The organism is Leptolyngbya sp. 7M (assembly GCF_018128485.1).
The window spans coordinates 4,499,072-4,523,770 of record NZ_CP070897.1; the positions used below are offsets into that span (position 1 = coordinate 4,499,072).

The 24,699-nt window shown below is 50.2% G+C and carries 29 protein-coding genes; 15 read left to right on the plus strand and 14 right to left on the minus strand.

Annotation, left to right across the window (positions count from 1 at the left end; genetic code table 11):
• Positions 1-15: 15 nt before the first annotated feature.
• Complete coding sequence (locus tag JVX88_RS23055) at positions 16-456, plus strand: hypothetical protein (protein WP_211620582.1); 441 nt, start codon at positions 16-18, stop codon at positions 454-456.
• Here the strand turns inward: JVX88_RS23055 and JVX88_RS23060 are convergent.
• Complete coding sequence (locus JVX88_RS23060) at positions 376-1,032, minus strand: amino acid ABC transporter ATP-binding protein (protein WP_211620584.1); 657 nt, start codon at positions 1,030-1,032, stop codon at positions 376-378. The two genes, JVX88_RS23055 and JVX88_RS23060, sit on opposite strands and share 81 nt — an antisense overlap.
• A gap of 58 nt (positions 1,033-1,090) precedes the next feature.
• Here JVX88_RS23060 and JVX88_RS44315 point away from each other — a divergent pair, with 58 nt between their 5' ends.
• The 8 genes from JVX88_RS44315 to ribA all read left to right on the plus strand — a co-directional run bounded on the left by JVX88_RS44315 (position 1,091) and on the right by ribA (position 5,719).
• Positions 1,091-1,288: a transporter substrate-binding domain-containing protein gene (locus tag JVX88_RS44315; RefSeq protein WP_410503725.1), complete on the plus strand. Its 198-nt coding sequence runs from the start codon at positions 1,091-1,093 to the stop codon at positions 1,286-1,288.
• Between the two features lie 89 nt (positions 1,289-1,377).
• A complete protein-coding gene (locus JVX88_RS44320) occupies positions 1,378-2,430 on the plus strand; it encodes an ABC transporter substrate-binding protein/permease (protein WP_410503726.1) in 1,053 nt (350 codons plus the stop codon).
• 62 nt (positions 2,431-2,492) lie between these two features.
• Positions 2,493-2,642: a hypothetical protein gene (locus JVX88_RS23070; RefSeq protein ID WP_211620586.1), complete on the plus strand. Its 150-nt coding sequence runs from the start codon at positions 2,493-2,495 to the stop codon at positions 2,640-2,642.
• A 14-nt stretch (positions 2,643-2,656) separates the two neighbouring features.
• Complete coding sequence (locus JVX88_RS23075) at positions 2,657-2,989, plus strand: nucleotidyltransferase domain-containing protein (protein ID WP_211620588.1); 333 nt, start codon at positions 2,657-2,659, stop codon at positions 2,987-2,989.
• Positions 2,958-3,266, plus strand: coding sequence for a HEPN domain-containing protein (locus JVX88_RS23080; RefSeq protein WP_211620590.1), 309 nt, complete (start codon positions 2,958-2,960; stop codon positions 3,264-3,266). Before JVX88_RS23075 ends, JVX88_RS23080 begins: the two co-directional genes overlap by 32 nt.
• 89 nt (positions 3,267-3,355) lie before the next feature.
• A complete protein-coding gene (locus JVX88_RS23085) occupies positions 3,356-4,165 on the plus strand; it encodes a DEAD/DEAH box helicase family protein (RefSeq protein WP_211620591.1) in 810 nt (269 codons plus the stop codon).
• On the plus strand, positions 4,153-4,563 hold the full coding sequence (locus JVX88_RS23090; RefSeq protein WP_211620593.1) for a hypothetical protein: 411 nt from the start codon (positions 4,153-4,155) through the stop codon (positions 4,561-4,563). Before JVX88_RS23085 ends, JVX88_RS23090 begins: the two co-directional genes overlap by 13 nt.
• The gene (gene ribA / locus JVX88_RS23095) at positions 4,547-5,719 is read left to right on the plus strand and encodes a GTP cyclohydrolase II (protein ID WP_211620595.1); all 1,173 of its coding nucleotides are present in this window, start codon (positions 4,547-4,549) and stop codon (positions 5,717-5,719) included. The genes JVX88_RS23090 and ribA overlap by 17 nt, the downstream gene beginning before the upstream one ends.
• A gap of 25 nt (positions 5,720-5,744) precedes the next feature.
• Here the strand turns inward: ribA and JVX88_RS23100 are convergent, their stop codons facing one another.
• From JVX88_RS23100 to scpB, 4 genes are all read right to left on the minus strand, one after another.
• Positions 5,745-6,572 carry an MATE family efflux transporter gene (locus tag JVX88_RS23100; RefSeq protein WP_211620597.1) on the minus strand — a complete coding sequence of 276 codons (828 nt, stop codon included), beginning with the start codon at positions 6,570-6,572 and terminating at the stop codon, positions 5,745-5,747.
• Positions 6,526-7,047: a S1 RNA-binding domain-containing protein gene (locus JVX88_RS23105; protein ID WP_211620598.1), complete on the minus strand. Its 522-nt coding sequence runs from the start codon at positions 7,045-7,047 to the stop codon at positions 6,526-6,528. Before JVX88_RS23105 ends, JVX88_RS23100 begins: the two co-directional genes overlap by 47 nt.
• 580 nt (positions 7,048-7,627) lie before the next feature.
• On the minus strand, positions 7,628-8,500 hold the full coding sequence (locus JVX88_RS23110; protein WP_211620600.1) for an aldose epimerase: 873 nt from the start codon (positions 8,498-8,500) through the stop codon (positions 7,628-7,630).
• A gap of 128 nt (positions 8,501-8,628) precedes the next feature.
• Positions 8,629-9,135, minus strand: coding sequence for an SMC-Scp complex subunit ScpB (scpB, locus tag JVX88_RS23115; RefSeq protein ID WP_211620602.1), 507 nt, complete (start codon positions 9,133-9,135; stop codon positions 8,629-8,631).
• A gap of 348 nt (positions 9,136-9,483) precedes the next feature.
• Here scpB and JVX88_RS23120 point away from each other — a divergent pair, with 348 nt between their 5' ends.
• The 4 genes from JVX88_RS23120 (at position 9,484) to JVX88_RS23135 (ending at position 14,870) form a co-directional block, all read left to right on the plus strand.
• Positions 9,484-9,681 carry a DUF2949 domain-containing protein gene (locus JVX88_RS23120; protein WP_035996516.1) on the plus strand — a complete coding sequence of 66 codons (198 nt, stop codon included), beginning with the start codon at positions 9,484-9,486 and terminating at the stop codon, positions 9,679-9,681.
• A 319-nt stretch (positions 9,682-10,000) separates the two neighbouring features.
• A complete protein-coding gene (locus tag JVX88_RS23125) occupies positions 10,001-10,792 on the plus strand; it encodes an ATP-dependent metallopeptidase FtsH/Yme1/Tma family protein (RefSeq protein WP_211620604.1) in 792 nt (263 codons plus the stop codon).
• 715 nt (positions 10,793-11,507) lie between these two features.
• The gene (locus JVX88_RS23130) at positions 11,508-12,890 is read left to right on the plus strand and encodes an MFS transporter (RefSeq protein WP_211620606.1); all 1,383 of its coding nucleotides are present in this window, start codon (positions 11,508-11,510) and stop codon (positions 12,888-12,890) included.
• Between the two features lie 219 nt (positions 12,891-13,109).
• Positions 13,110-14,870 (plus strand): hypothetical protein, encoded by a 1,761-nt coding sequence (locus tag JVX88_RS23135; RefSeq protein ID WP_211620608.1) that lies wholly within the window; start codon positions 13,110-13,112, stop codon positions 14,868-14,870.
• On the opposite strand, the gene JVX88_RS23140 is transcribed toward JVX88_RS23135, so the two are convergent.
• From JVX88_RS23140 to sat, 6 genes are all read right to left on the minus strand, one after another.
• On the minus strand, positions 14,865-16,373 hold the full coding sequence (locus tag JVX88_RS23140; RefSeq protein ID WP_211620610.1) for a GUN4 domain-containing protein: 1,509 nt from the start codon (positions 16,371-16,373) through the stop codon (positions 14,865-14,867). The two genes, JVX88_RS23135 and JVX88_RS23140, sit on opposite strands and share 6 nt — an antisense overlap.
• Before the next feature lie 64 nt (positions 16,374-16,437).
• Positions 16,438-16,875 carry a GDYXXLXY domain-containing protein gene (locus tag JVX88_RS23145; protein WP_211620612.1) on the minus strand — a complete coding sequence of 146 codons (438 nt, stop codon included), beginning with the start codon at positions 16,873-16,875 and terminating at the stop codon, positions 16,438-16,440.
• The gene (locus JVX88_RS44325; protein ID WP_315875298.1) at positions 16,775-17,287 is read right to left on the minus strand and encodes a condensation domain-containing protein; all 513 of its coding nucleotides are present in this window, start codon (positions 17,285-17,287) and stop codon (positions 16,775-16,777) included. Before JVX88_RS44325 ends, JVX88_RS23145 begins: the two co-directional genes overlap by 101 nt.
• A gap of 76 nt (positions 17,288-17,363) precedes the next feature.
• The gene (locus JVX88_RS23155; RefSeq protein WP_211620616.1) at positions 17,364-18,278 is read right to left on the minus strand and encodes a methyltransferase, TIGR04325 family; all 915 of its coding nucleotides are present in this window, start codon (positions 18,276-18,278) and stop codon (positions 17,364-17,366) included.
• A 76-nt stretch (positions 18,279-18,354) separates the two neighbouring features.
• Entirely contained in the window at positions 18,355-18,981 is a 627-nt protein-coding gene (locus JVX88_RS38915) for a lysine-specific demethylase (RefSeq protein WP_225931148.1), read from the minus strand.
• Positions 18,982-19,087: 106 nt separating this feature from the next.
• The gene (sat, locus tag JVX88_RS23165; protein ID WP_211620618.1) at positions 19,088-20,266 is read right to left on the minus strand and encodes a sulfate adenylyltransferase; all 1,179 of its coding nucleotides are present in this window, start codon (positions 20,264-20,266) and stop codon (positions 19,088-19,090) included.
• Between the two features lie 696 nt (positions 20,267-20,962).
• On the opposite strand from sat, the gene JVX88_RS23170 reads away from it, so the two are divergent.
• Entirely contained in the window at positions 20,963-21,109 is a 147-nt protein-coding gene (locus JVX88_RS23170; RefSeq protein WP_263975220.1) for a metallothionein, read from the plus strand.
• Between the two features lie 142 nt (positions 21,110-21,251).
• Here JVX88_RS23170 and JVX88_RS23175 read toward each other — a convergent pair whose 3' ends face one another.
• Positions 21,252-21,779, minus strand: coding sequence for an RNA-guided endonuclease InsQ/TnpB family protein (locus JVX88_RS23175; RefSeq protein WP_211620622.1), 528 nt, complete (start codon positions 21,777-21,779; stop codon positions 21,252-21,254).
• Positions 21,780-21,993: 214 nt separating this feature from the next.
• Between JVX88_RS23175 and JVX88_RS23180 the strand changes: the two genes are divergently transcribed.
• Positions 21,994-22,566, plus strand: a complete 573-nt coding sequence (locus JVX88_RS23180) for a Uma2 family endonuclease (RefSeq protein ID WP_211620624.1) — start codon at positions 21,994-21,996, stop codon at positions 22,564-22,566.
• Positions 22,567-22,867: 301 nt separating this feature from the next.
• On the opposite strand, the gene JVX88_RS40955 is transcribed toward JVX88_RS23180, so the two are convergent.
• Positions 22,868-22,996 carry a hypothetical protein gene (locus tag JVX88_RS40955; RefSeq protein ID WP_263975699.1) on the minus strand — a complete coding sequence of 43 codons (129 nt, stop codon included), beginning with the start codon at positions 22,994-22,996 and terminating at the stop codon, positions 22,868-22,870.
• On the minus strand, positions 22,953-24,497 hold the full coding sequence (locus tag JVX88_RS23185; protein ID WP_211620626.1) for a 4Fe-4S binding protein: 1,545 nt from the start codon (positions 24,495-24,497) through the stop codon (positions 22,953-22,955). The genes JVX88_RS40955 and JVX88_RS23185 overlap by 44 nt, the downstream gene beginning before the upstream one ends.
• Between the last annotated feature and the right edge of the window lie 202 nt (positions 24,498-24,699).

Here is a 24,699-nt window from a genome sequence, read left to right on the forward strand (position 1 = left end):
CATCCGAGTCAAGCCATGACCAACCGACCTTCCCGTACTGTTCCGAATGGGGATACGCCCCTGGCTGGACTGTCTCTGCAAAAATTGCCGTTCATCAACACCGAACCCGAAGAGGAAGACGAATACTTCGAGTATTTCTCGGATGAACCGGGCAGTATTCCTGGCACCCTCAGCATTGAAGCGGATGCCTCGCCGCCGGTAATTTTCTTGATCGACTATGATGCCAACAAAGCAGTTCGGGTCAAGATCGATCAGCCGGAGGATTGCACTCCCTACCTCGATTCGGTCTCGGTTTCCTGGGTGGATGTGCAGGGGTTGGGCAACGAGGATGTGCTGCGGCGAATTGGTGAAGTATTTGACCTGCATCCGCTGATGCTAGAAGACGTGGTGAATGTACCCCAGCGTCCCAAAATTGACGAATACGGCGATCAGTTGTCTGATTCGATTGAGAAATAGCCCCAGTCGCTCACTTTGAGGATTCGTCAGCACTTCCCGTGCTGGTCCTGCTTCCACTACATAACCTAGCTGCTGCATCACTTCAAGCACTTCACCGACCAGTTCTGGGTCAAGAGCGCTAGTTGGCTCGTCAAACAACATAACTTTGGGCTGCATACAGAGGGCACGAGCAATGGCAACCCGTTGTTTTTGGCCGCCTGAAAGGTGATCAGGGTAAGCTTTGGCCTTTTCAATTAATCCGACTTGTTCTAAATAGTAGTGCGCTCGATCCTTACTTTCGGCTGGTGAGAGTGCTAATACTTTCTCAGGTGCTAGCGTTAAGTTGTCCAATACAGTCAGGTGTGGAAACAGATTGAACTGTTGGAATACCATACCCACATTAGAGCGAAGCTGGCGTAACTGGCGCTGGCTCAAATTTAGACGAGATAGATCCATACCGTCAATCACAATTTGGCCGCGATCAATCGCTTCTAAGTGATTCAGGCATCGTAGCAATATACTTTTGCCACAGCCCGACGAGCCAATTACCGCTAATACCTCTCCCTGATTAACTTGACCTGTGATACCTTTGAGCACTTTTAGCGGACCAAAGCTTTTCTCGACCTGCTCAAAAGCGAGAGCGCAGCCAAGAACATTGACGGTAGCCGTTGAGCCAGTTTACGCTCCGTTTGAATTCAAAGCCCCGAATGGGGAACTCCAGGGATTTGATATTGATATTATTCGGGCGATTGGCGAAGCCGCAGATTTTCAGGTCGAATTTCAGAGCATTGCTTTTGACGGCATGATTCCGGCTCTGCAAGCGGGCACGGTTGATGCGGCAGTAGGGGCATAGATTCGCTAGACGACCTGCGAGGCAAACGAGTTGCAGTACAAATTGGCACGACTGGCGCTAAGGCTGTTGAAGCGATTCCGGATGTCGAAGTGCGCACCTTTAATACCGCGGTTTTAACTTTGCAGGAGCTACAGAATGGTAACGTCGATGCCGCTGTGAACGATGCGCCCGTGATGCTATACGCCATCAAAACCGGCAATCTAGCAGGAATTCGAGTGAATAGCCAATTGCTGACCGAGGAGTTTTACGGGATTCCTACACCGCTAAATTCACCGAACCTAGAGCTAATTAATCGCGGATTCACGACCATTCTGGAGAACGGTACCTACAGACAGCTCTACCAGAAATGGTTTAATGCGGAACCACCAGAGCTTCCGGCTACTGCGCCGGGAATTGAGCAGGCTACGGCTAATCGAGTTGAGTCACTGAGTGTCATTCAAAGTGCGCTACCGCTATTGATGTGGGGTGCATTGATTACATTGCAATTAACAGCATTGTCGGCAGTTTTGGGACTGATTGGCGGTTCGCTGTTGGGCATTGCTCGGTTATCAAAAGTACCTCTGCTGCGCTGGGCGGCGAGGGCTTATATTGAGTTCTTTCGCGGCACGCCGTTACTGGTGCAGATCTTTATGGTTTACTTCGGCATTCCTGCCATCATGCAGCAGCTCGGGGTCGAATTTTCGCTGAATCGCTTTGTAGCAGCTGTCGCCGCCTTGAGTCTCAACTGTGCCGCCTATGTGGCTGAGATCGTTCGCGGTGGAATTCAATCTATTGATATTGGACAAACCGAAGCCGCACATTCGCTGGGATTGGGTGAAACTCAAACAATGCGTTATGTCATTTTTCCGCAAGCAATTCGCCGCATGCTGCCACCGCTTGGAAATGTGTTTATCTCGCTTCTGAAAGACACAAGTCTCGTAGCTGTAATTGGGTTTGAAGAATTGTTCCAACAAGGACAGCTCATCGTGGCCGCCAACTATCGTCCGTTTGAACTCTATGCCTTAGTCGCTGTGATTTACCTGGCTCTGACGCTACTTTCTTCGCAAGTTTTCAGCTATTTAGAACGACAGATGAATCCAACCGAGCGGCGTCAATCTGTTGCCCCAACAGAGCCAGGTGGAGTCTATTCAGGGGCAGCTTAGGGGATGGATCGATTCAGTACTCAATCTAAGTATGCATTAGAGAACGTCGTAAGCAGCCCGTGATGGATGCCCTCGGTTTCGATGGCATGATCCGTTTCTTGCGGCAGTTTGAACCAGGGCAAGGTGACTACACGGCTGAACGTCAGCAACGCCTACAAAAAATTTCGTTAGACGATATTTTTGCTGAAATTGAACATCATAGAGAATCCTGAAAAGGAGATGCAGCATGATTTCCATCAGCCAAATTCAGGCTTTTAGCCAACAAATTGCTGAAAAATTTCAGCCAGAACGCATTATTTTGTTTGGCTCTTACGCCTATGGGCAACCCACTGAAGACTCAGACGTGGATTTATTGGTGATCCTGCCCTTTGAAGAAATGCCAGTGCAAAAGGCGATCGCCATTCGTCAACAAATCAAAGCTCCCTTTCCGCTTGATCTGATGGCGAGAACTCCTCAACAAATTCAGCAACGCATGGAAATGGGCGACTTTTTTATTCAAGACATCATGAAAAATGGTCGTGTTCTTTATGAAGCCAATCACGCAAGAGTGGGTCAATAAAGCAGAAGGTGATTTTGCCACTGCTCAGCGAGAGCTTCAGGTGCAGCAAACACCCAACTATGATGCTGTGTGCTTTCACGCTCAGCAATGTATTGAAAAATATTTAAAGGCTTGCCTGCAAGAAGAAAATATTGCATTTACTAAAACTCACGATCTGAGCGCACTATTGGATTTATTCTTGCCTGTTCAGCCAGCATGGGCATCCCTGCGTCCGGTTCTCGACGCTCTGACAACCTATGCCGTTGAGTTTCGCTATCCAGGTGTGTCGGCTAATTAGACTATAGCCAATCAAGCCTTTCAAGATTGTGCTGCCATTCGTCAAACCATTCGACAGCATCTTTCGCTGTAACCTCACAGACCCCACCCATGACCTCCTCCAGCCTCAACCCCACCGTTCTTGAACCCCAGTTTGCCCCCTGGCAGGAACCCAACGCCCATCGCGTCCGAGCTGAAAAATCTGGCGACCCCGCTGTGGTGAAACAGGGACGACGGGCATCCCCGATCGAGGTGGTGAATAACCTACGGGCAGCAGTGCGAGAGTGGCGAGAAGCCTTCTACATCGGAGCCAGCGACACCACGATTCAACTGCTGAATCACTGGTTTAACCGCGCCCATCGCAAAATCACCCCCGATGGTGAAGAATTTGAGTTTCGCTACTACTTCTGTCAGCGAGAAGCCGTCGAAACCCTGGTTTACCTCAAGGAAGTGCGGCGGATTGAGTGTCTGTCGCAAATCATTGCCGAGTTTGGCGGCGTGAATGCGGAAGTACAGGCATTAGGCATCACCGAAGATGAAGATGCCTGGAGCCGCTACGCCTTCAAACTGGCAACCGGGGCAGGCAAAACCAAAGTCATGAGCCTCTGCATCGTCTGGAGCTACTTCCACGCCCTGCGAGAATCTCATTCAGAAATGGCACGGCATTTTGTCGTGATCGCTCCCAACCTCACCGTCTACGAACGCCTCAAAGACGACTTTGGCAACGGGCGTGTGTTTGACGAAGACCCGCTAATCCCCCCGAATGGCGCGGCGACTGGAATCTATCGGTGGTGCTGCAAGACGAAGCCAGCGGAGCCGCTACGGGTGGGACGCTCTACCTCACCAATATTCGCCTCTACGATACCGCCAAACGTAAAAAGCAAGCTGAAGAGGATTCCTACGCCTGGATGGGTCCAGTAGTATCCAAAACCAAAGCCCTCGATACCGGGGCTGCTCTGCGAGACAGAATCACCGCCCACCGTCGGGTGATGGTACTCAATGACGAAGCCCACCATGTTTGGGACTCTGGCTCTGCCTGGAACGAAGCCATCCGCACCCTGCACGAAACCATCCTGTCTTGCAGCGGTTACAAATTGGTAGCACCACTGGATTTCTCTGCCACACCCAAAGACAACAAAGGACTACTGTTCAAACATATTGTCTGCGATACGCCCCTGGGGGAAGCGGTGGATGCCGGAATTGTCAAAACCCCGCTAATTGGGCAAGCCAGCCGCAAGTTAGTGGAACAAGCCGACGACAACGCCGCCTACCGTTGGGAACAGCATTTGCTTTTGGGCTACGATGATCGAGTACGCTAAGCGCCATGAGCTGAAGCTGATTAGCATCGCCGACTTAATTAGCTATCGGTTGCAGCATGAGCGATTTGTACAGCGCGAGGCCATTGCCAATTTGCCGACCCAGTTCGGACATTTTCAAGTTTACGGCTATCGCAACCTGCTAGATAATTCTGAGCATATTGCGATTGTCAAAGGCGATCCGGCTACCTTCAAGAACAGAAGCGTGATGGTGCGGGTACATTCTGAATGTTTGACCGGGGACGCTCTCGGCTCGTTGCGCTGCGACTGCCGCATGCAGCTTCAGGCAGCCCTGAAGATGATCGAGAATGCGGGACAGGGGGTAGTCGTTTACCTGCGGCAGGAAGGGCGGGGGATTGGGCTAATCAATAAACTCAAAGCCTATTCGCTGCAGGACATGGGTCTGGATACGGTAGAGGCGAACGAACGCTTGGGCTTTCCGGCGGATCAGCGGAACTATGGCGTCGGTGCTCAGATTCTCAATGATTTGGGGGTGCAAAAGTTTTGCTTAATTACCAACAACCCTCGCAAGATTGCCGGCCTTAAAGGTTATGGGTTGGAAATGGTCGATCGAGTGCCGCTGCTGATCGAAGCAACCTCCTATAATGCTGACTACCTAGCGACTAAGGCCGAGAAGCTGGGTCATCTGCTGCTGCGCACCTTTCTGATTACTGTGTCTATTCAGTGGCAAGACGAGCAGCTTTCGGTCACAGAACGCTATGAACGGTTAGAAAAAATCCGTCACTTGGCTAAAACGCACGATTTCTTACTGCAAGAAGAAGCACGATCGCTTGCCTCAGCTCTGTTTGGACAATCGAGTCTCACTTTTCATTTGGGGTTTGATCAATCTGAATTGGCTACACCAGAGTGGTATCGCCAGCCGAGTCATCCCTATGTCCGAGCTATCGCCGAAATTTTGGATAGCTTAGCCGCTTGGCCGTCAGTGCAGCAACTCGAATTTCTGATCGCAACGGGAGAGGATCCGCTGACCAATTTGCAGGTGCAGCTCGATCGACAAATTTTCCGACTGGCTCGTACTCCGGATGGTTTAGAACATCACCAAGCCTTTGCGCCTGATATGATCAACCCCTCAACGGTTTGTCAGAATTTGCAAACTCAACGCATTTACGTATTCTCAACCCATCTACCGGCAGATTAGCCGATTGGTGTTCTTGAGATTGGTGTTATTGAATTGTTCTCAGCACCTGACTGCCCAAAAAGACCACTCGCGCTGCCATGAAGACAGAGAGGGCAAGCCAGAGTAAATCGTTGCTTTGCAGTTGCCAAGCCCAAACTACCAATGGCACAAAACCAAAGAGAGTGGCAAACAGGGCGGCGTTGCGCAATGTTGCCCCTTCTGCCAAACCCAAGAAATAGCCGTCTAGCATAAAGGCAATCGAGCCGAAGCCCAGCACGGGAATCAGCCAAAACACGTAACGCCCGATTTGGGCCAGCACTTCAGTATGGTTGGTCAAGAGGGCAAATAAGGGCATCGGAAACAGCACAAACAGCAGCGCAAATGTGACGCCAATCACCAGACTGCTGCCACCCGATAGACCAATCAAGCCCAGCAGCGGTTTTTTGTTGCCTTGCCCATGCAGTACACCAGTGAGACTTTCTGTCGCAAAAGCGAGGCCATCAATCAAGTACACTGCGAAGCTGAACACCTGCAACAGCAGGGCGTTCTCTGCCAACAGGATGGCTCCAATTGCGGAACTGAAATTTGTGAACACCGAAAAGGTCGATAGAAACGCCAGGGTGCGAATAAAAATATTGCCGTTCAGCGTCAGAGTGCTTTGGAATGCGGCAGTATCCCACAGCTTTGACTGGATTGCCTGAATTTCCAGCCAGGAGGTTTGGCGAGCGCATAGAACCAACCCCAACAGCGCCATTAGGTATTGGCTTATGGTGATTGCCCAACCAGCTCCGGCACTGTTCCAGCCCCAGCGCACTACAAAGAAATAGTCAAGCAAAATGTTGGCTCCATTGCCAAGTGCCGAAATTAGCAGCACCTGACCGCTTTTTTCCTGACCCAGCAGGGAAAGCCTCCAGGCTATCCCGTTCGACCAAATGGGAGCGGGGAATAAATCCCCGAATACCCTGCACGTCAACCGTGACACCACCTTTATTGACTCCACTGACTCTGGCCTGAACGCTTTGTTTTTCTTCTTGCAGCAGAGCCAAATTCTGCCAGACTTGCTTCATCTGTAACTGTCGCAGTGAAAGCGTTACCTGTCCGTCTGCATCTTGCTCACGGATGATCATGAAATCACGCTCTTCACCGAGGGGCAAAACTTCTGCTAGATTCACAACCCGTCCCAAAGACGCTTCTTCTATTGGCAGAAATGCCGCAGCTTTGCCACCAATATCTACATAAATACCGTCAGATTCGTAGCTCGCCACCTTGCCTCGAACCACCTGGCCCTTTTGAAACTGGTAATCGTGTTGTTCAAGCGCTTTGGCAAAATCGTCAGTAGAAAAGGACAACGTGAGCCTCCTAGTCAAATCAATCTGCTGTCGAGGGATAGCTATTTTTGGCTCCCAGACTTCCAGACTTCCTAAATATAATCAATTCTTTTGGCATCTGGCAGGGATAAACCTTGGAACTTGTGTTCCCACAAACTTGACAATTGTCGCCTCCCAGGGTTGGTCGGGAACAATGGACAGTGTGTACCGTAAACCGTAGCGAAATTTACAAAATCTGCATACTATCCCTACCTTGGGAACTAGTGAAATTTATCGAGATTCGCCAAGCTGAATATAGGAAGATTTGCCCCCGTATCGAAATTACCTTCTGTGCATATGAACATAATTCAAACTCAAATTCACTGCTGGGCCTTAAAGCATTTACCGTTGCTACCCACCCTCAGATATCAAAACCAGGTCCAGCATTTGGAGAAGTGCTTGAGAAAATATTATGTCTGGGAACCGCATTCCTAAACCGTGCAGTAGAAGGGCAGCAGAAGGGCAGCCGACTAATCTGTGTACAGAGCAGAACTATCCGGCTTGTGTAGTGAACGAAGTACCCACCCTACCCAATAACTGGGCAACCGTCAGGCAGAAGCAGCTATTTCAAGAATTCTACGTTCAGCCGCACTCTGGTTTCTAACGTAGCACCCGCTTCTAGCTGGACCAAATTCTCTCCCGTATTCAAAGCGTTGCGTGGCCCACTCCAAGGTTCTAGGCAGTAGTAGTCTTTGCCGTTGATTGTCCAAAACACCAGTGTCGAGTAGGTGGCATCATAGTCGAGCGTGAGGCGGAACTGCCGCTGGTGGTCTGTGACCCGCGTCGATTGCTGACCCAGTTGGCGAAAGGCCACATCAATTTCATCTTGGTCAAAATCAAAGTTGCCTGTAAACGGATGCAGCGTTTGGGTTTGCTGATCCTGGAACTGCACGGCTGGGATTTCAAATTGAAGCTGAGTTTTATCGCCTACCAGGAAGTAGGGATGCAGCCCGGTTGAAAACGGCATTGGCTGGTCGGACCGATTGGTGTGACGCTGTTGCAGGATTAGCGAATGCCCCTGTAGCTGATAGGTAAAGTTGAGCTGAAAATCAAATGGGTAACTCTGTCGTGTCTGCTCATTGCTGGTGAGTTGCAGAGTAATGCTAGCTGCATCCTGACTAGCCTGATCAATCACTTGCCAGGGCAAATCGCGCGCAAATCCATGCTGCTTTAGGCTGTATTGCTGACCGCCGTAGGTGTAGAGATTGTTGGGTAGGTTGCCGCAGATTGGAAACAGGATCGGTACTCCGCCTCGGACTGTCTGTTCTGGGTGGCTGAACCGCTCAGCATCCAGGTAAAGCAACTCCTGATGCTGCACCTGCCAGCGGGTAATAATGCCTCCCCGTTCTGGCACTACTTCTAAGCAGGCCGAGCTGCTTTGATCGGTCAAGATATAGGTTTTGTATTGCCGCTGCTCTGTGGTGACTGCAAACACCGATTCATCTCCTGACTAATTCCTGGATTAGTGGTTCTGAGTTGGATGCTACTCTCCCTATTCTAGGTTCAAGCCTCTATTGCGGCTCCTGTGGTTTGGCTTCGGTGGCAGCGGGTGATTCCGGGTAGCTAATGAAAGGATCGGTCTGCATCTCGGCATGTGGCTGTGGGTTGGGGCAGTTGTTCAACCTGGAAATACTGATAAAACTTTTCGGTGACTTGCAGCCAATAGGAGCGGCCATCGGCCTGTCTGCGTTTCTTGACAAATCCCAGGCCGACCAGCTCCTGCACATGCTGATAGGCACCGGAGCCGCGTAATTCCACTAACTTGGTTTGACTAATCGACCCCTTGAGGGCAATCGCAGCCAGCGTCCGCAGGGCACCCACTCCCAAATCGACCGGAATCAGCCGCTGGATCAAATCATGGAAGGCTTCGCGGAGCTGAAGGCAGTAGCCGTTCGGAGTTTCTACCACCTCTAGGGCACCGTCGCGGTGGGCATAATCGGCCATTAGCTCTAGCAGCCCTGCTTCTGCTTCTGCTCGCTCACAGCCGGCATATTCGGCAATTTTGGCAATCGGCAGGGGCTGGGCTTTGAGGTAGAGAATCGCCTCGATTTTGCTCGATAGGCTTGTCATGGCTGAGGTCCGCCCGAAACGGCAAGAAACCAGATCAACGAAACGACAGTAGAGTATAGCGGAGTTTCCGCAGAATTAAATGAATATCCAGCGGCTTCTCAGATTGTTCTCATTTGAGTTGGAGAAAATGGCAGCCAGACTGCTTCTTATCTTCAGCTTATTTATTTCCGGTTTAATGATGGTCAAATCCTGCTCAAGCCAGCTGATTACGACCGTTAAATTCGCTCAATTCTTTCTCAGGATCCATGTTCCATCTAAAGCAAATCTCGCTATAATTAGCTTCAACAATTCTGAATTTATTTCATAAAACTTAACATAAATGTTACATTTGTTAATGGGAGTTGTGCGATGACTTCTAATCCCGCTACTCAGGCCCGATTGATTACCTTTTTGCAAGAGGAGTTGGCGATTCCGTCTTCGGCCATTGCCCTAGCCTTACGCCATCCAGAGTCGGAGACAAACTGGCTGCCAATTATCCTGTGGCAATACGGATTGATTAATCTTCAGCAGTTAAACCAGGTGTTTGAGTGGATGGAGACGGCGTGAGAGTAGGAGACAGATGCTAGTCGGCTATCCCTATCTCGACTGGCGTAGAATCTCGCCGGAACTCTACCAGAAGTCCAGTCTGGGATGCGAGTCAACAACTTAAAATTAGTGTGTAGCTTTGCAAAGAAGTTAACCAACTGGAACTGGCGAGCGCTGCGCCATTGCAATGTGAAGATCGGAAATATTCAAGTCTTGAAAATTGAGTTGATAGGTTCGATGCAAACCTGAAATCCCGAAACTGAACACTCATAGAACGCTTGGAGTGTCCGATTAGTCTTTGCTACGCCCAAACGACGTTTAGAAAATCGCGTTGAGATTTATGGCAATTAAAGACCAACCTCAGCCCCCTCGTTCGCGGCAGATTGGCAATATTCTGCTGCTGATTTCTGGGCTGTTTTTACTCGTTAATTTGTTTTTGCCCAATCTATTTGGTCCGCCAATTCCGCGGGTGCCCTACAGTCTGTTTATTCACCAGGTGCAGGATCAGGAAGTGGCGCGAGTCTCGGTAGGGCAGAACGAAATTCGCTACCAGCTCAAGGCCGAAGCCGATCAGCCTGGACAGGTGCTGTCCACGACGCCAATTTTTGACCTGGAGCTGCCCAAGCTGCTTGAGGCGAATGGTGTCGAGTTTGCCGCGGCCCCACCTCCCAAAAACGGCTGGTTTACCAATGTTCTGGGCTGGGTGATTCCGCCGCTGATTTTTGTGGCGATCTGGCAGTTTTTCATTAATCGGGGTGGTGGCCCGCAGGGCGCTCTATCGATTGGGAAAAGTAAGGCTAAAGTCTATGTTGAAAGCGATTCGGGCCGGGTCACCTTTGCGGATGTGGCTGGCGTGGAAGAAGCCAAGACCGAGCTGATCGAAATCGTTGACTTTTTGAAAAATCCGCAGCGTTTCACTCAGATTGGAGCCAGAATTCCTAGAGGTGTGCTGCTGGTAGGTCCGCCGGGTACTGGTAAAACTCTGCTGGCGCGAGCAGTAGCGGGCGAAGCTGGAGTGCCCTTCTTCAGCATTTCAGGTTCGGAATTTGTGGAGTTTCTGGGCAAATTGAATTTATCACTCCACAAGCTAGTCAATATTTACAAGCCTACTTCAGTAAAACGCTGGAACTGAGCCAACTTCCTGCCTCACTCCGGGCATGAATCAGACATCAAGTTGCCTCAACTCAAATATTAGACCAACCTATGTCCTGTTTGCCCTTGCGCATTGAGCAGAATGATAAACAATTGGAGCGGTGCGATACCCGTCCTGCCATGTCAGAATCAAGCTCAATTTGAGCAGCGTAAGACTAAAATCTATTGCAGTGCGCCGCTGACTAATTTGAAGCACCAATGGATGCTCTGCCTGAAACTTAAAAATACACAAATGAATACAACCGTGATTATTAGCGGCCACCCTTGGGCAGCAGCAGCCCTCGTTAGGAATGACACCAATAGCATCATATAACCCCATGCTTTGGTGAAAAAGTGGGGCGATACCAGGATAGGGAACAAGAAGTTCCCTGTTCTTGAGAAGCTGTATTTTAAGAGATTTTAAGAGATGAAATTTGACTGAGAAAATGTCATCATTTCTGCCCTCATCAAGGATGAAATACTCTATCCTCCTGGCAAGGATGGTGACTGAAAATCTTCCCTAAGGGAGACTCGACGGAACTGGTGAGCACTTAGCATATGGGCCAGGTCTTGTTAAAAACTCTAAAAACAAGCACAAAAAGTTTTTCTAATCCATTAACCAATATTTGATAATACCGCTCTTTGGTGAAGCTGAACTGGCGATCATTTCAGTCAAACAATTCAATCAACAATATCGACAACACCTCTTGAACATTATGTCACCTGGGAAAAATCGTCTCGATCATCCAGCTCATATCGAACCTGCGAATCGCGAGCTTCGATTAAGGCAGCACAGAGATCTTTTTCGACTTTTAGCGATTGCCGCTGGACTGATTTTTCTGCAAGGCTACATGATTGCTCCATTAATTCCTCGCTTAGCAGACCTGTTCAATGTTCCCGTTCAGAAGATTGGCTTTATCGTTCCGATCTACATGCTGGCCTATGCCCTGATGGCGTTGTTCTATGGGATCCTATCCGACCGCTTTGGTCGCTGGGCGATCATCCGAATTTCCCTGCTCATTTTTGTGATTTGCACAGGATTGACCGCAACCGCCCAAACGGCATCTCAATTGGCAATATGGCGGCTGCTGACGGGGATTGGTGCCAGTGGTGTGATTCCCCTGACTTTTGCACTCATTGGTGATTTGTTTCCTTTCACGCAGCGGGGAAGTAAATTAGGGCTGGTTTTTGCGGCCATGGAAGGAGGGATGGCTGCCGGTTCCGCTGGCGGCGCAATTCTGGAGCCTTTCGTAGGGTGGCGAATGTTGTTCATGGGAACTGCTGTGATGGCCGGACTGGTTCTCTGGCGGCTACGCCGCTATGGTGCCTTGTTCGATACTGCTAAAGCAGCAACGCTGCCGACGATTCGCCAAGTGTTTCGAGGCTATAGCGAGGTTTTACGAACATTTCGGGGGCAGCGTACCTATGCTTATGTGTTATGGAATGGCATCTATCATTCCGGTGTTTATACCTGGCTGGGATTGTATCTGTCACAACGCTACGATATGAATGCCTTCAATATTGGCTTAACCATCCTGGGTTACGGCATTCCTGGGCTTTTGTTCAGCGCGCCTATCGGCAAAGCGGTCGATTTCTGGGGACGACGTTGGTTGGTTCCCGCTGGATTAGTAATGGCTGCTTTGGCGGGCATTGCCATGATTTTTGAAATTCCACCCACGGGAACCACAATCGCCATTCTGGTGTTATCGCTGGGGTATGACTTAACCCAACCGCTGTTTGTTGGCATCGTGACGGACTTGGGCGACGACAATAATCTGGGGCAAACCATGGGGCTTAAAGTCTTTACCCTCTTCACTGGCTTCGGGATTGGCAGTTTCATATTTGGTGAACTCCTTAATCTGGGTTTTGGTTGGTCTCTGGCCATTTTTAGCGGCATCCAGTTCGTTGCTGGATTGATTGCTGTACCCCTTTTCTGGCAGGAAGTTCCCTGGCGGCGATCGCAAGTTCGCTCTGGAAGCCGGCCTGAGCGGGCCGCCGATTCCGCAGATCGTGACGAGAACGTTCGATTCGCCCACCCGAAGCCGATCTTATCTCTCTCGCGCGTGCAGCTGCTGACGCTCGGCGTGCACGAGGCGTGAGCCTTCAGGCGGCGCGGAGTGTCAGCAACGCTCTCGGAATCCGCTTCGATTCCTCGGGTGCGCCGATCGATGCCGCCCTTTCGTGATCGTCTGCGGCATCGGCATGCAGCATCGGCCGCTCGTGGCCAGGAACGGGACAACTGGATCGCGGCTACGCTTGCAGGAACCGGGGCGACAGTGCGTATTACAGCACGCAGCTTCGCGTGCTGCGTGTGTGCCTTGGGGTCGATCGAGGGCATCCGCCCGAGCAGCATTTCCTTCCTTGGTCCTCCGCGCATTCTGGTGGCAGATCGAAATGATCTCCTCGAGGGCGAAGAGGTTATCGGTCTATGCGCGATCTTCAGACGATTTCTCGGATTTTTGCTTCGGGTGCGGTCGCCGTCTTCGCATCATGAAGTCAACTCGTGCCACGAGCGAACTCAGGAGGATGCTTCTGTGGTTGATCGAAACGTTGTCGCGTGCGTTGCCGCTGCTGGGCTTGCGATCCCTGCCGTGGCACAAGTGCCGGCAGAAGTAGTACTTAAGACGGGTGATCCGACCTCGGCCGGACGAACGCTGACCAACTTGTTTGACTATCCCGTCGTGGACAACCAAGGCCGCATCGGTATCCATGTCTCCGATTCCGGGTCGACCTCGGTCATCGCGCGCGTCCAGCCTGGGCTCTTCGAGGACGTGCTTCGATCGTCGACCGTCGCGCCCGGCGTCGGCCTTCTGTTCAACTTCGCTGCTCCGAGCAGTTTGGTCTCAACACGGGATGATCGCTTTGCCGTCCGCGGTGAATTCCAGGATCCGATCACATTCGCTGGCGTGACTGCGATCGTCGCGGGCGTGCCCGGCAGCCTCACCGCACCGTTCCGCTCCGGCACGCCGAACCCTTTAGGCGGCACCTACTTCGCCCAAAACTATCAGTTCTATGTCACAAGTTTCCCCTACGCCGTCACGAACTCCGGCGTCGTCGCATTCAATGAGGGTAGCGGAGGGTTTCCAGCCCCGCCACAGGGCTATCACACGTTCTCGTCGGGCTCAGGCACGCCACTGGCGTACCAGACTCAAGTCGTGCCCGGACTCGCTCCGGGGACGTTCTCAAGCTTCACGACCAATGGGAATACCAGACTTGCCAGGGCCACTTCGCAAGGGACGCTCGTCTTCTGGGCACAGACTTCTGTGCCGCCGACCTCGACCGGCGCCCAAGGCTTATGGACCGTCAACCCAACATCCGCGCCGACGGCGGTGTCCTTGATCAATACGGTGCCCAGCGGCTACACCAACGCCTGGAACATCGTCGGCGTGACGCCTTGGGGCATCAGTGAGACCGCAGGTGTGCTCCACGCCGCACTGATCAGCAACATCCAGACTTTCGCGTTCGAACGAGGATCGCTGTATCGCACCACGAGCAGCGGCACCACCGCGATCGTTCTGGGCCTCGATCCGGCCCCGGGCTACCCAGGCAAGGTTTGGAGAGTCCGTCCGCTCGATGCGCTGGGCGTGATCAACCGCCAAGGGCACGTCCTCTTCAAGGCCGACGTCGGCGACCTGCTCAACCCGGTGACAGGCGAGTTTCAGCCGATCACCGAAGCATTTTACGTCGGAACACCGTTCCAGCCGCTGATGGCCCTTAACTCGCAGGCTCCGTTCTTGCCTGCGGGTTTCAATGTCACGACCGTCCCCGGCTTTGCCATCAACGACGACGGAAGGTTCGTCGTCGCCGCTCGAGCGGTACGGTCGAGCCCATTCGAGTCGCGTCAGGTGCTGTACTACGGCCGATACGACCTGGGCCTGCTCGGCGTCATCCTCCAGACCGGATCCGCCATCGAGGTCGCCCCCGGAGATACGAGAACAGTCCAATGGATCTCCTCGGCCGCGGAGGTGCGGACGCTCGGGCCCAGCGGTGGCTTCGTCGGCGGGCAAACATCGGGCCTCGACGAAGGTCGTCTCAGGAGCCGCCGCGTAGCAGTCGAGAGGCATTTTTTATCGCTATAGTTTACAGGCTTCTATACGAGAGAAGAGTCCCCAACTTCCCCCAACAACAAAATCAAATACTCTCAACAACGGAAGATGTCCTGTCACAGCAGAGGTATTTGAAATAACATCTTCGTAATAAATCCATCTTCCATTCCTGATCCAACCGAGTCGATCACCAAATCTTTCCCATATATCTTTCCCCGGATATTTCCCATCGGGCTTACCACCACACTCCAAATAAATTCTCTTTTGTACACTAAAACCAAATTTCCCATCGCTATACTTTACCCAAAGTCGATCAATATTCAGCAGATCCTGGCAGGGAAACATTTGGATATCTTCTTCTCGAAACCAGCCTTCTTTTTGCCGATCTATAACTTCACACATCCGATTGGCTGTCTCCCGATCAGCTTTTTTCCAGTTGCCTGCTTTCAACAAATCCCGTAGTTTGGTGTAGTAATTGGCTCCAAATCGTTCGGAACTGAGATCATCATTAGATGATATGAATGGTGAGATTGTCAGTTCTGCGGGTAGGGGAGCGATCAATGGCTGAGATTGCTCAGGTTGAGGTGGATTAGTGCCTACAGAATAATTGTTTCTCAATCGAGCTATCTTCCGGTCAACACGATCAATTGCAGATCGAGCCTCCCGGATTCGATCTCTAGATTGAGCCGCTTCAATGATTTCCCACCAGAGTTGCTTGGCCGTTTCAAAGTCTTCCTCCAATTCAGCTTTGGTCGCCCGATTAACGAGAACGGTGATATCCGCTGCCGTCACAGCATTCGGAAGCAACGGCTGCAATGCTTTAGAAGCAGGTTCAACTCGAATCCGAGGCACCTGATCACGGCGCTGATTCAACTCTGCAACTCTGCGCCGCAAATACTGCTCTAGCTGGTCGGGTAGCGTGTGGTGCTTCAGCCCTTCTACTAAGGCATAGGTGAATGCACCCTGTTTAACGCTGTCTAACTCATAGGAATACTGGCCATAGTCACAGGCAAAGATGGTGGTGATGCCGCGACTCTGAGCCAACTCTACCGTTTGTTTGCCCACCTCAGCAGAAATCAACGTGCGACTACCTTGAAGCTGACGGCAGTTGTCCAGTACCAGCACAATATCGGCGGTCTGGTGCCTTCGCAGCGAAGCAATCACCTCATCAATGGGCAGGGCAATCTTCAGCTCGATGTCTTCCAGCAGGCTATCGGCAGTCAAGAGATAGTCGCGGCCATTTTGGCTAACGCCATGTCCAGCAAAGAAGAACCAGAGCCGATCTACCGGACCAATGCGGCTGGGATCCAGGTCGCGGTTTAATAGCTTGATTAAAGTAGCGTAGGTGGGATAGGTGGGGCTGGTTCGGTATTCTGTCTCTCCCAGACAAAGCCGGATCTGATCTGGAGCAAAGCCAGCCTGAGTCGAGAGAAACTCGTAGATCAACTGGGCATCAGGAACCGCATAGTTGAGCTGCCGCTCTGGATGATGCTCATACTGGTTGATGCCGATAATAATTGCCCAATTGTTCGCCATCTATAGCTGTTTAGCTAGAAGATTAGCCCAATCATAGCCGCTGGCCAAGCGTTCAACCAATCCCCTAAAACCGATAATTGCGATCCTTGACCCAGAGGCTAATCGGTACCGCATTACCGCTGCCATCTACCTTCACCTCCACCACAAATGCCTGTCGGTCCTGAGTTTGGCTGATGTCGGTGTTGAGTGCGTTGCGCTGGGCTTCTGGCATGTAGTAGGTTTCGAGGCCGTAGCTGATTTGTCCATAGCGGTTCGTGCGGCCCTGAATCGCCACCTGATTTGCGGCCAGATTTGTAGGACGAGTGGGGCTAATGCGGACGGGCTGCCAAGGTTTCGGCGGAGTGGTTTCTGTGGCGGGTGCTTCCAAGACCACATAGAACTGTCCGGCCTTGAACTGCTGCTCAAACCATTCGCCACCGGGCAGAGACCGCAACTGATCGGAACGGGAAATTTCGTAGCCCAGCGTTTGGTAATGGCCGCGCAGCACGAAATAGGGGACCATGTTCCAAATCAAAGGGTTGCTCAACGGCATACCGTTTCAAATTGGCAATTTTACTGGCTTGCTCTGGACCATTGAGTTCAGACAGATCAGTTAAAGGCAGTTCCAATGTCAACAAGTCAGCAATACATAGAGTACTTCCATCGGGGCTGATAGTGGTTCGCAGGGCTTCATGACGATTGACCAGTGCTTGTAACGCAGTCCGCAATGCTTTAATGTCCAGACGCCCTTGTAGCTTCAAGGTTTGGGATTCGTTGTAAGCGCAATTAGCATCTTTCCCTAGCCGAACTGACGCCCAGATCTCTTTTTGTGCCTCCATTGCTGGTGCTGTTAACAGCAAATCTCCATCAGCAAATGGATCAAAATCAACTGCTGTTAAAGTGCGAGGTGAATCTAGGGGAGAAGCCATATCCATATATCCATATATCCTTACTTCTTAAAACATCCTTTTTAATGTTTGCACCCTGTCTACTCACCCGAGTTGGTATCTACTAAGTGACTGAGTAAGCTTGTTCGACAGAGTGGGACTGAGAGGCAGAGCAATTAGCTGAAAAGGGTTTTGTGGTTCCTCTTAAACGCAGATAAAAACCATGATAGGCATCAACAAAACATTCTGGATGGAAAGGAATGCGACAGGTGCGATCGATCTCCCAACTATCAACAAGTTCGTAGCCCAAATTAATCAAAGAAGCTAGAAACTCGGCACGATTCTGAATCTTATAAGGAACATAGGAAGATAGAAGATTCTGCAATGTAAAATACTCTTTCCCAGAATGAAATGGAACATGATGGATAATGAGATGACGAGGCTTAGTAGACAATTGTTGAAGGAGTTCTGACAGGGGAAATTCCAGATACTGGAGGGTTCCACAAGTCAGGAAAATGTCGCAGCCCTCTGCATCAGAGATGTTAACTGTGTAAGATAAGCCTGGACTAGGAAATCGTTTTAGAATTTCATTCCCAGCATTGACTGCTTCTGGAAGATCGCAAATCTTCCAATTGAGTGATGAGGGATAAGAAATATATTTTTGATAGGCATAATAGCTGTAACCTGTATTTCCACCCAAGTCAAATACAGTAGAGTTATCTGAGAATGCTTCTCTTAGCCAAACAAGGACAGGATAGTCTATAGGTTGAAATTTATTAATTTCTTCAATACTCAAAGTAGGATGAGATCTATAAAATTCAGCCTGATTGTAGCTGTTAGACACTTTCTGAGGTATTGATTTAAGTGCTGCTGAAAAGGATGAAAATTTACCCCGATACTCTGCACAGCTTCTCGGAAATACCCAGTAGTACAGGTACAAATCTGATAAAAGCGGAATATTTAGAACCAAATCTCGGAGACTTTGCTTCAGATTTTGCCCGCTTTTTTGCCCACGAATAACAGTTCCACCAACTTTCATCCAATTTCCCCCTAAATAAACTTGTCTACTTTTTGGTAGTTCTTAGCAGAGTTAAATATCTCGCGTTTTCAGCAATTTATTTTCCGACTATTCTTACAATTCCATTAATAATATTGTTGATTCGCGTTATGCCTGAACGCACAACCTCTGATTTGTTTTGAGGATTCCGCTTTGCGATCAATGCCATTGAGGTAGATTTGATCTTATCTAAAAGCATTGAATTCCCTGGTTCAGTTGGCTTGAAGCCCAATTTACGTAAGTAGTGATTGAATTGGTAGATGTTTGCTTGTGTAATAGACTCTTCTAAATACATGAGTACACTTAGTGCGATCGAAAAATTATTTCCAGTTCTTACCCAGTGTGGAGCTAATGTTGGTTGATGAACTCCTTTTCCGCCAGTTAGATGATAAACCTTTGCCTTTGCCTGATTTTCTTCTCGATAGGTTGCTGCTCCCACATTCCCCATGTAGAGTTGTTCAATCTCCTCGGCGGTTAAAATCGAGCGATCGCCTGCGTCAAAAAGGCTGACATCTTTATCACCATGAATCTGAAATAGGAAATTCACCTCGGAGTCAATGTGGTAAGGCGTAACCGAGTTCGGAGAAGCAATGAAGATATACCCTCCAAAGACGGCTTGAGTAATGGTGGTTTTTCCGGCTCCACTCAATCCAGTAAACCAAACGGTAACTCCACGATGCTGCATGATTTGCTCCATTGCTGTATTAATTACGAATGATTGCTGCTCCCCCTATGCCCTACGGGCAAACTGCGTCAACATCAGGGGGACTTTCAACTGCTTTCGGTTGAGTTCAAACACCAACTGGAATTTGCATTGCCCTAGCCAGCTCAGCCGCCACCTCAGGACGGGAGAATTCGGGCGGCGGTAGCTCACCTCGGCGTAACATCTCTCGTACTTTTGTACCTGATAGATGAATCCGTTCTTCTGGTGTACTCGAACTCGTTTTGCTGGTTGCCATTTGCTGAGTCCGCCGACAGTAAAAGGCATGTTCAAACTTCATGGGTTGAATACCCAATTCACCGGGTGCAAATTCATCAAAGATATATTGGGCATCATAGGTGCCATAGTAGTCGCCAACGCCCGCGTGATCGCGTCCAACAATGAAATGAGTACAGCCATAGTTTTTGCGCACCAAGGCATGGAAAATGGCCTCTCGCGGTCCGGCATAGCGCATCGCTGCTGGGTTAATGGCCAGAATCACGCGGTCCAGCGGAAAGTATTTTTCTAGCAGAATCTCATAGCAGCGCATCCGCACATCAGCCGGGATATCATCTTCCTTGGTTGCGCCTACTAAGGGATGCAGAAACAATCCATCTACGGTTTCTAGGGCACACTTGATGATGTACTCATGCGCTCGGTGAATCGGATTGCGCGTTTGGAAGCCGACAACCGTTTGCCAACCTTTTTGACGGAACAAAGCACGGGACTCAGCCGGGTCAATTTGGTAGGCAGGAAAGTTGGGATGGGGACGGCGCTCTAGTAGCCAGACATCGCCTGCTAAATTAACATCACCTTGGCTGTAGACTACCTTAACGCCCGGATGCTTCTCATCAGTTGTGCGATAAACTTGCTGAGCTTCGTGTTCTTTGTCACAGACGTATTTCTGAGTCAGTTGCAACACGCCCACAAACCGGCCATTCGGATCATCTAACCGAATCCACGCTCCTTCCTTGAGGCGAGCCGCCTGTTCCGCATTGACCGAGAGAGTAATCGGAATCGACCAAGGCAACCCATTAGCCAAATGCATTTCATCAACCACACGCTGATAATCTGCCTCACCCATAAACCCGGTGAGCGGACTAAAGCCACCAATCGCAATCAATTCCAAATCGGAAAGGGCGCGCTGATTCAGACAGATGCGTGGCAAATGATCGGCCTGCTCCAGAAATTGAGCCTTTTGTTCCGGGGTGCAAATGCGGTTAATTAGAGTGCCGCCGTGGGGAGCAATGCTATTCAAATCGTGATTCAAAATCGCCTCCAAGAGAACAAGATGGTTCAACAAACCTAGTAGAAGGCACCTACAGAGCAGCGAATCCAGTGACCACCCTATTCAAACCTTGGCCCTTGCTGAATTCAGGTACGACTCAGCAACGCAAAACAATAACGAACGACAATCAATTCGAACAAACTTGAACACCCTGACGCTGTTGCAAAACAGCTTTGCTCTCGCCTATTTTTTATCAATATTCGCAACAATATGGAATCATCCGGTAGGGATTTAATGATCTAGATCATTTTTCTACCAATGTTTATCAAATCATTACCATACTGCAAAAACTGCAAAAAATTTTGTAGAGAGAAGCAGAAGTTGTATCAAATCGGTCGATTCGCCATAAGCATATAGGAGAAAATGCTCTGCCGTTGTAAGTGCCATACCTATTCGCAAGCGCACAAACAATCTATCAATCTAAAAGCCAAAAGCAAACATAACAAAATCTTGACAAACTGCTGGCATACGCTTGCCTTCTGCTCAGTTATGCTTTATCCTGTCCGATACTGGTTTTTCTCGCCCTAGATCTACCAGTGTTTCGGCTTAAGGCAGGGCGCTGATCCAGAGTGTTGGGACCACTCGAGACCAGCTAACCTGACTTCCTGGTACCAGCAGGAAGCAAGGCTGTGTTTGATTTTATCTCACCTGCCTCGCTGAGTGTTGACCGTTACTCAAATGAAATGCGCCTGTGAGCCTTGCCTTTGCGTCGTTTCCGTGGACCAGGCTGTAGAAAAAGAAGGCAAATACTATTGCAGTCAAGCCTGTGCCGACGGCCATCAGAACGGTCAGCATGGCTGTGGACATACGGGATGTGGATGTTAAATAAACGTTTTGAGTTCTAAGTTTTGAGTTGAATTGGCGTTGAAGTTCGACAGAAATCAACTGAAGGCTCAAGGCCTAGAAGTGACATACTCCCGACGCTCATCCTACGGATAGAGCGCGGGCTTCTTCCTTCACAGTCCTCCTATTGGATCGGACTCCAGAAGCTTTGTTGAGGAATTACAACCTCTTTGCCATCACTATCCGTTAGAAACGATTTCAGTCCCATATCGATGCCGATTGTATTCTCTATTGTCGGCAACCCTGGAGTGAGTTCGGGGACAGAACCATCTTGCAGCGATAGCGTGATGTAGTAGCCATCTGCTTTTTTGGTGATTGCAGCCGTCTTGATCGCAAAACCATCTGGGATCGGTCGATGCATAATCAGTTTCAGTTTGCCAAGTTTGGGGAGCTGAACAAACCGACCGTGAATATATTCCCGTTTTACAGGATCGGGAAATGAAAGCGAGCGGTAACGCCCTACACCTTTGAAGCTTGGCTTGCCGCTACGCTTGCCGTTGCAGTCCCCTTTTACCCAGCGCTCAAACGTCGTGTCTACCCGCTGCACAACGTCTTGCAACGTATGAGAGGGGATCGCTGCATATTCTGGAAATAGTCGTTTTGAGTTGGCCAGATCTCGTTTTTGAGAGTAGAAGTCAGGGCGGTCTTTCAACTCTGGAAGTGGTCAGCCAAAATAACAATTCACCTGTCAGGAGTGACAGCATTACAGAAGGAGTAAAGCTGCTAGCGGCAGGTGAACGGGGTCGTTCACAGGTATGGTGTGACAGGTATGGTGTGACAGGTATGGTGTGACAGATAAGTGTGACAGTTAAATTGAGTGTATCGTATCGTGGATCATAGGCAGACGATTGCAGCAGAGGGCAACCATGATGACCCAGCTTCTAGGCAAACCCGCTGAACAGCGATTTATCCAAACTGGTGTGAGTTGGAAGAGTTTTAAGGCGATTCAAAGTGGTTTCGCTGGCTCACCTGGAGTTCGCCTGTTCTACTACGAGGGAGAGCTAGAGATTTTGTCTACTTCACCAGAACATGAAATTGTGAAAGGCAATATTGGTTACTTACTCGAAGATTTCATGCTCAATCAGGGAATGGAGTTTGTTGCCACGGGTTCGTTCTCTCAAGAAAAGGAAGCGGTAGCTTCGGCTCAAGCAGATGAGTCCTATTGTTTTGGTGTAAGGAAATCAATTCCAGACTTGGCAATAGAAGTTGTCATCACCAGCGGTGGACCCGACAAACTTAAGCGATACAAGGCGTTAGGAGTTCAAGAGGTCTGGTTTTGGGAAGACGGTGAGATCAGTGTCTATCAATTAGTTCTAACGAACTACCAAAAAGCAAACAAAAGTCAATTCGTTAAGGGTATCAATCTTGAACGACTGGCTCAGTGCGCAGCGATTGAGTCCCGACCTCAAGCAGTTAGAGAGTTTAGGCAAAACCAGTAATTTGGCCTTGAACCACGTTGATACTGTGAGATTTACACTGCTTATTATTGGTTCTTTGAGTCACATATCCTCATTAGCCAAGTGACTCATTAGCCAAGTGACTCATCAGCCAAGTGACCGACGCGGTGATGGATGGATCCGAACTCACGAGTACAGCCCAAAATTAGTACAAGTGAGCCGATACTCCTTTAAAGAGCCAAATCTGAAAAGAGCCAAATCTGAGAATCCTCAAAACAAAAAATGTCCTCACTTGAGAGAGGACATCGTTCACATTGTTTTCGTTGATGTTTAGCCTTTGAGCTTAAAGGTTCGCCATCACGGCTCTGGCCGCTTCTAGGGTGCGGTCGATGTCCTCGTCGGTGTGGGCGAGGGAGGTGAAGCCAGCCTCAAACTGGGAGGGGGCAAGGTAGATACCGTGCTCTAGCATCATGGTTGGCTAACTCTCGCTGGCTCAGTTGCAGCGTTTTTCTAGCAGCCGCGATCTGCTGAGCCGAAAGGGTAGAGCGGGGATGAGCGACCTGCTTTCGCTGTGACTGTCGTAATTTGCGCTTCGTAGCTTGAGATGCTTGCACGTCCCACCCGTCTGGTAATTCAAACGAGAGTAACCGCGCCTGCATCAGCCGGTGCCATTTGTCCCGTGGAGCAGCATCGGTGAGGCGGTTCTCGCGGCTGCCGTCATTGATCCAAAACTCTAGAGCGGCTTCAGCATCGTCGGGTAACTCGGCTAGTCGGACCCAAAGAGGTTGAATATCGGGTGGATAGGTGTGGGGATCGAACAGAGGTTTAAGGCCATATTGATGCAGCACCTCCAGATCGCTTTCAAACGAGCGCAGCAGGCGTTTGCGTTCTTCTCGTTGGCTGGCAGCCTGTAACAGTTTGGTTTCTCCGTAGGCAATCCGCATTAGGGTAGGCACTGTCAGGCGCTGCTCGTTGCCTAACTTCGCTTTGAATAGCAGCCAGAGCATCATCCGTGCCGCTCCTTCGTGCTGTTGCCAAATGCTTGTAACCGTGCGTAGTAGGGATTTTGGCAGACTGCCATACTGATAGAAGGCGATCCCTTCTCTGGCGGCCTGCCGGTTGAGAAAGTGTTTGGCCCAAGCGCCCGCTTTGATGCGGAAGGTGAATCCCGTTAAGTGTTTACAACCCAGGTCATCTTCCTGAAAATAATGCTGAATTTCTAGTAAATGCCAGAGACGGCTCTGATGCAGCGAGAACCCTCGCACTCGACCCTGTTGCGACCAGTGAATGTCAAGCTGAAGTTTGCAGGGCTGTTCGACCAGGTGTTTGATCAGGGTCAACTTAGCGAGTTTGCTGAGGTCTTTGCGCTTCTCTAAGCCCAGGTACTCTTCAATCTGGCGGTCGCTAATCACAAAGTCCTGCTGCCAGGGTTGCTCCAGCGCAGTGGCATGGGCAGCATAAATTAGATGCAAACACGCAACACGGACATCCCAAGCGGCAAGGTCAGCTTCAGCCGTAGCACTGTCAAACGGCAGGGAATCCTCTGCGTCGAGGGGTTGGGTGAGGCGAAACGCAATTGCCCCCCGGCCACCATTCACCTGCCGCTCGTAGCACAGCTTGCCATCTGAATCCGGCTTCCACGACAGGGATTGACCTTGAGCTAGCACGTTACATGCTTCCCATACCACAATCGCAGAGGCAAACGGATTACTTTTGCCGTTGGCAAACAGGCTGGGGCTAGGCAAGGTGGTGGCCGTAGTTTTGCAGCGTCCTTTCTTGGCCTGTAGCGGCACGGGGGGGCGGTCAATCGGACAAATACTGACGCATTGTGGCTCAGCCGCATCATCTTTACAGTCATCGCACAACATTGGATCAATCCACAGGTCTTCACCTGCCGATTTGATAGCGCCTTTAGGGCACTGGGGAATGCAATCACCACATTGGATACAACGGTTTGTAATACTGTGCGCCATAGAATTACACGGTGAATTACAAGGTTGAGCAATGAAATTGACGTGATCGAAAAGATTGACAAGGCCAGCAAAACAGCCCCCAACGCTAGGTTGAGTAGATCGAAAGCGAATTTGTTTGATCCCTAGACTTGAGTTTGTTCACGCAGCGGTGTATACACAAGCCCTCCTAGCCCCCTTTTCTGCATTTCCGCAGTCAGCAAAC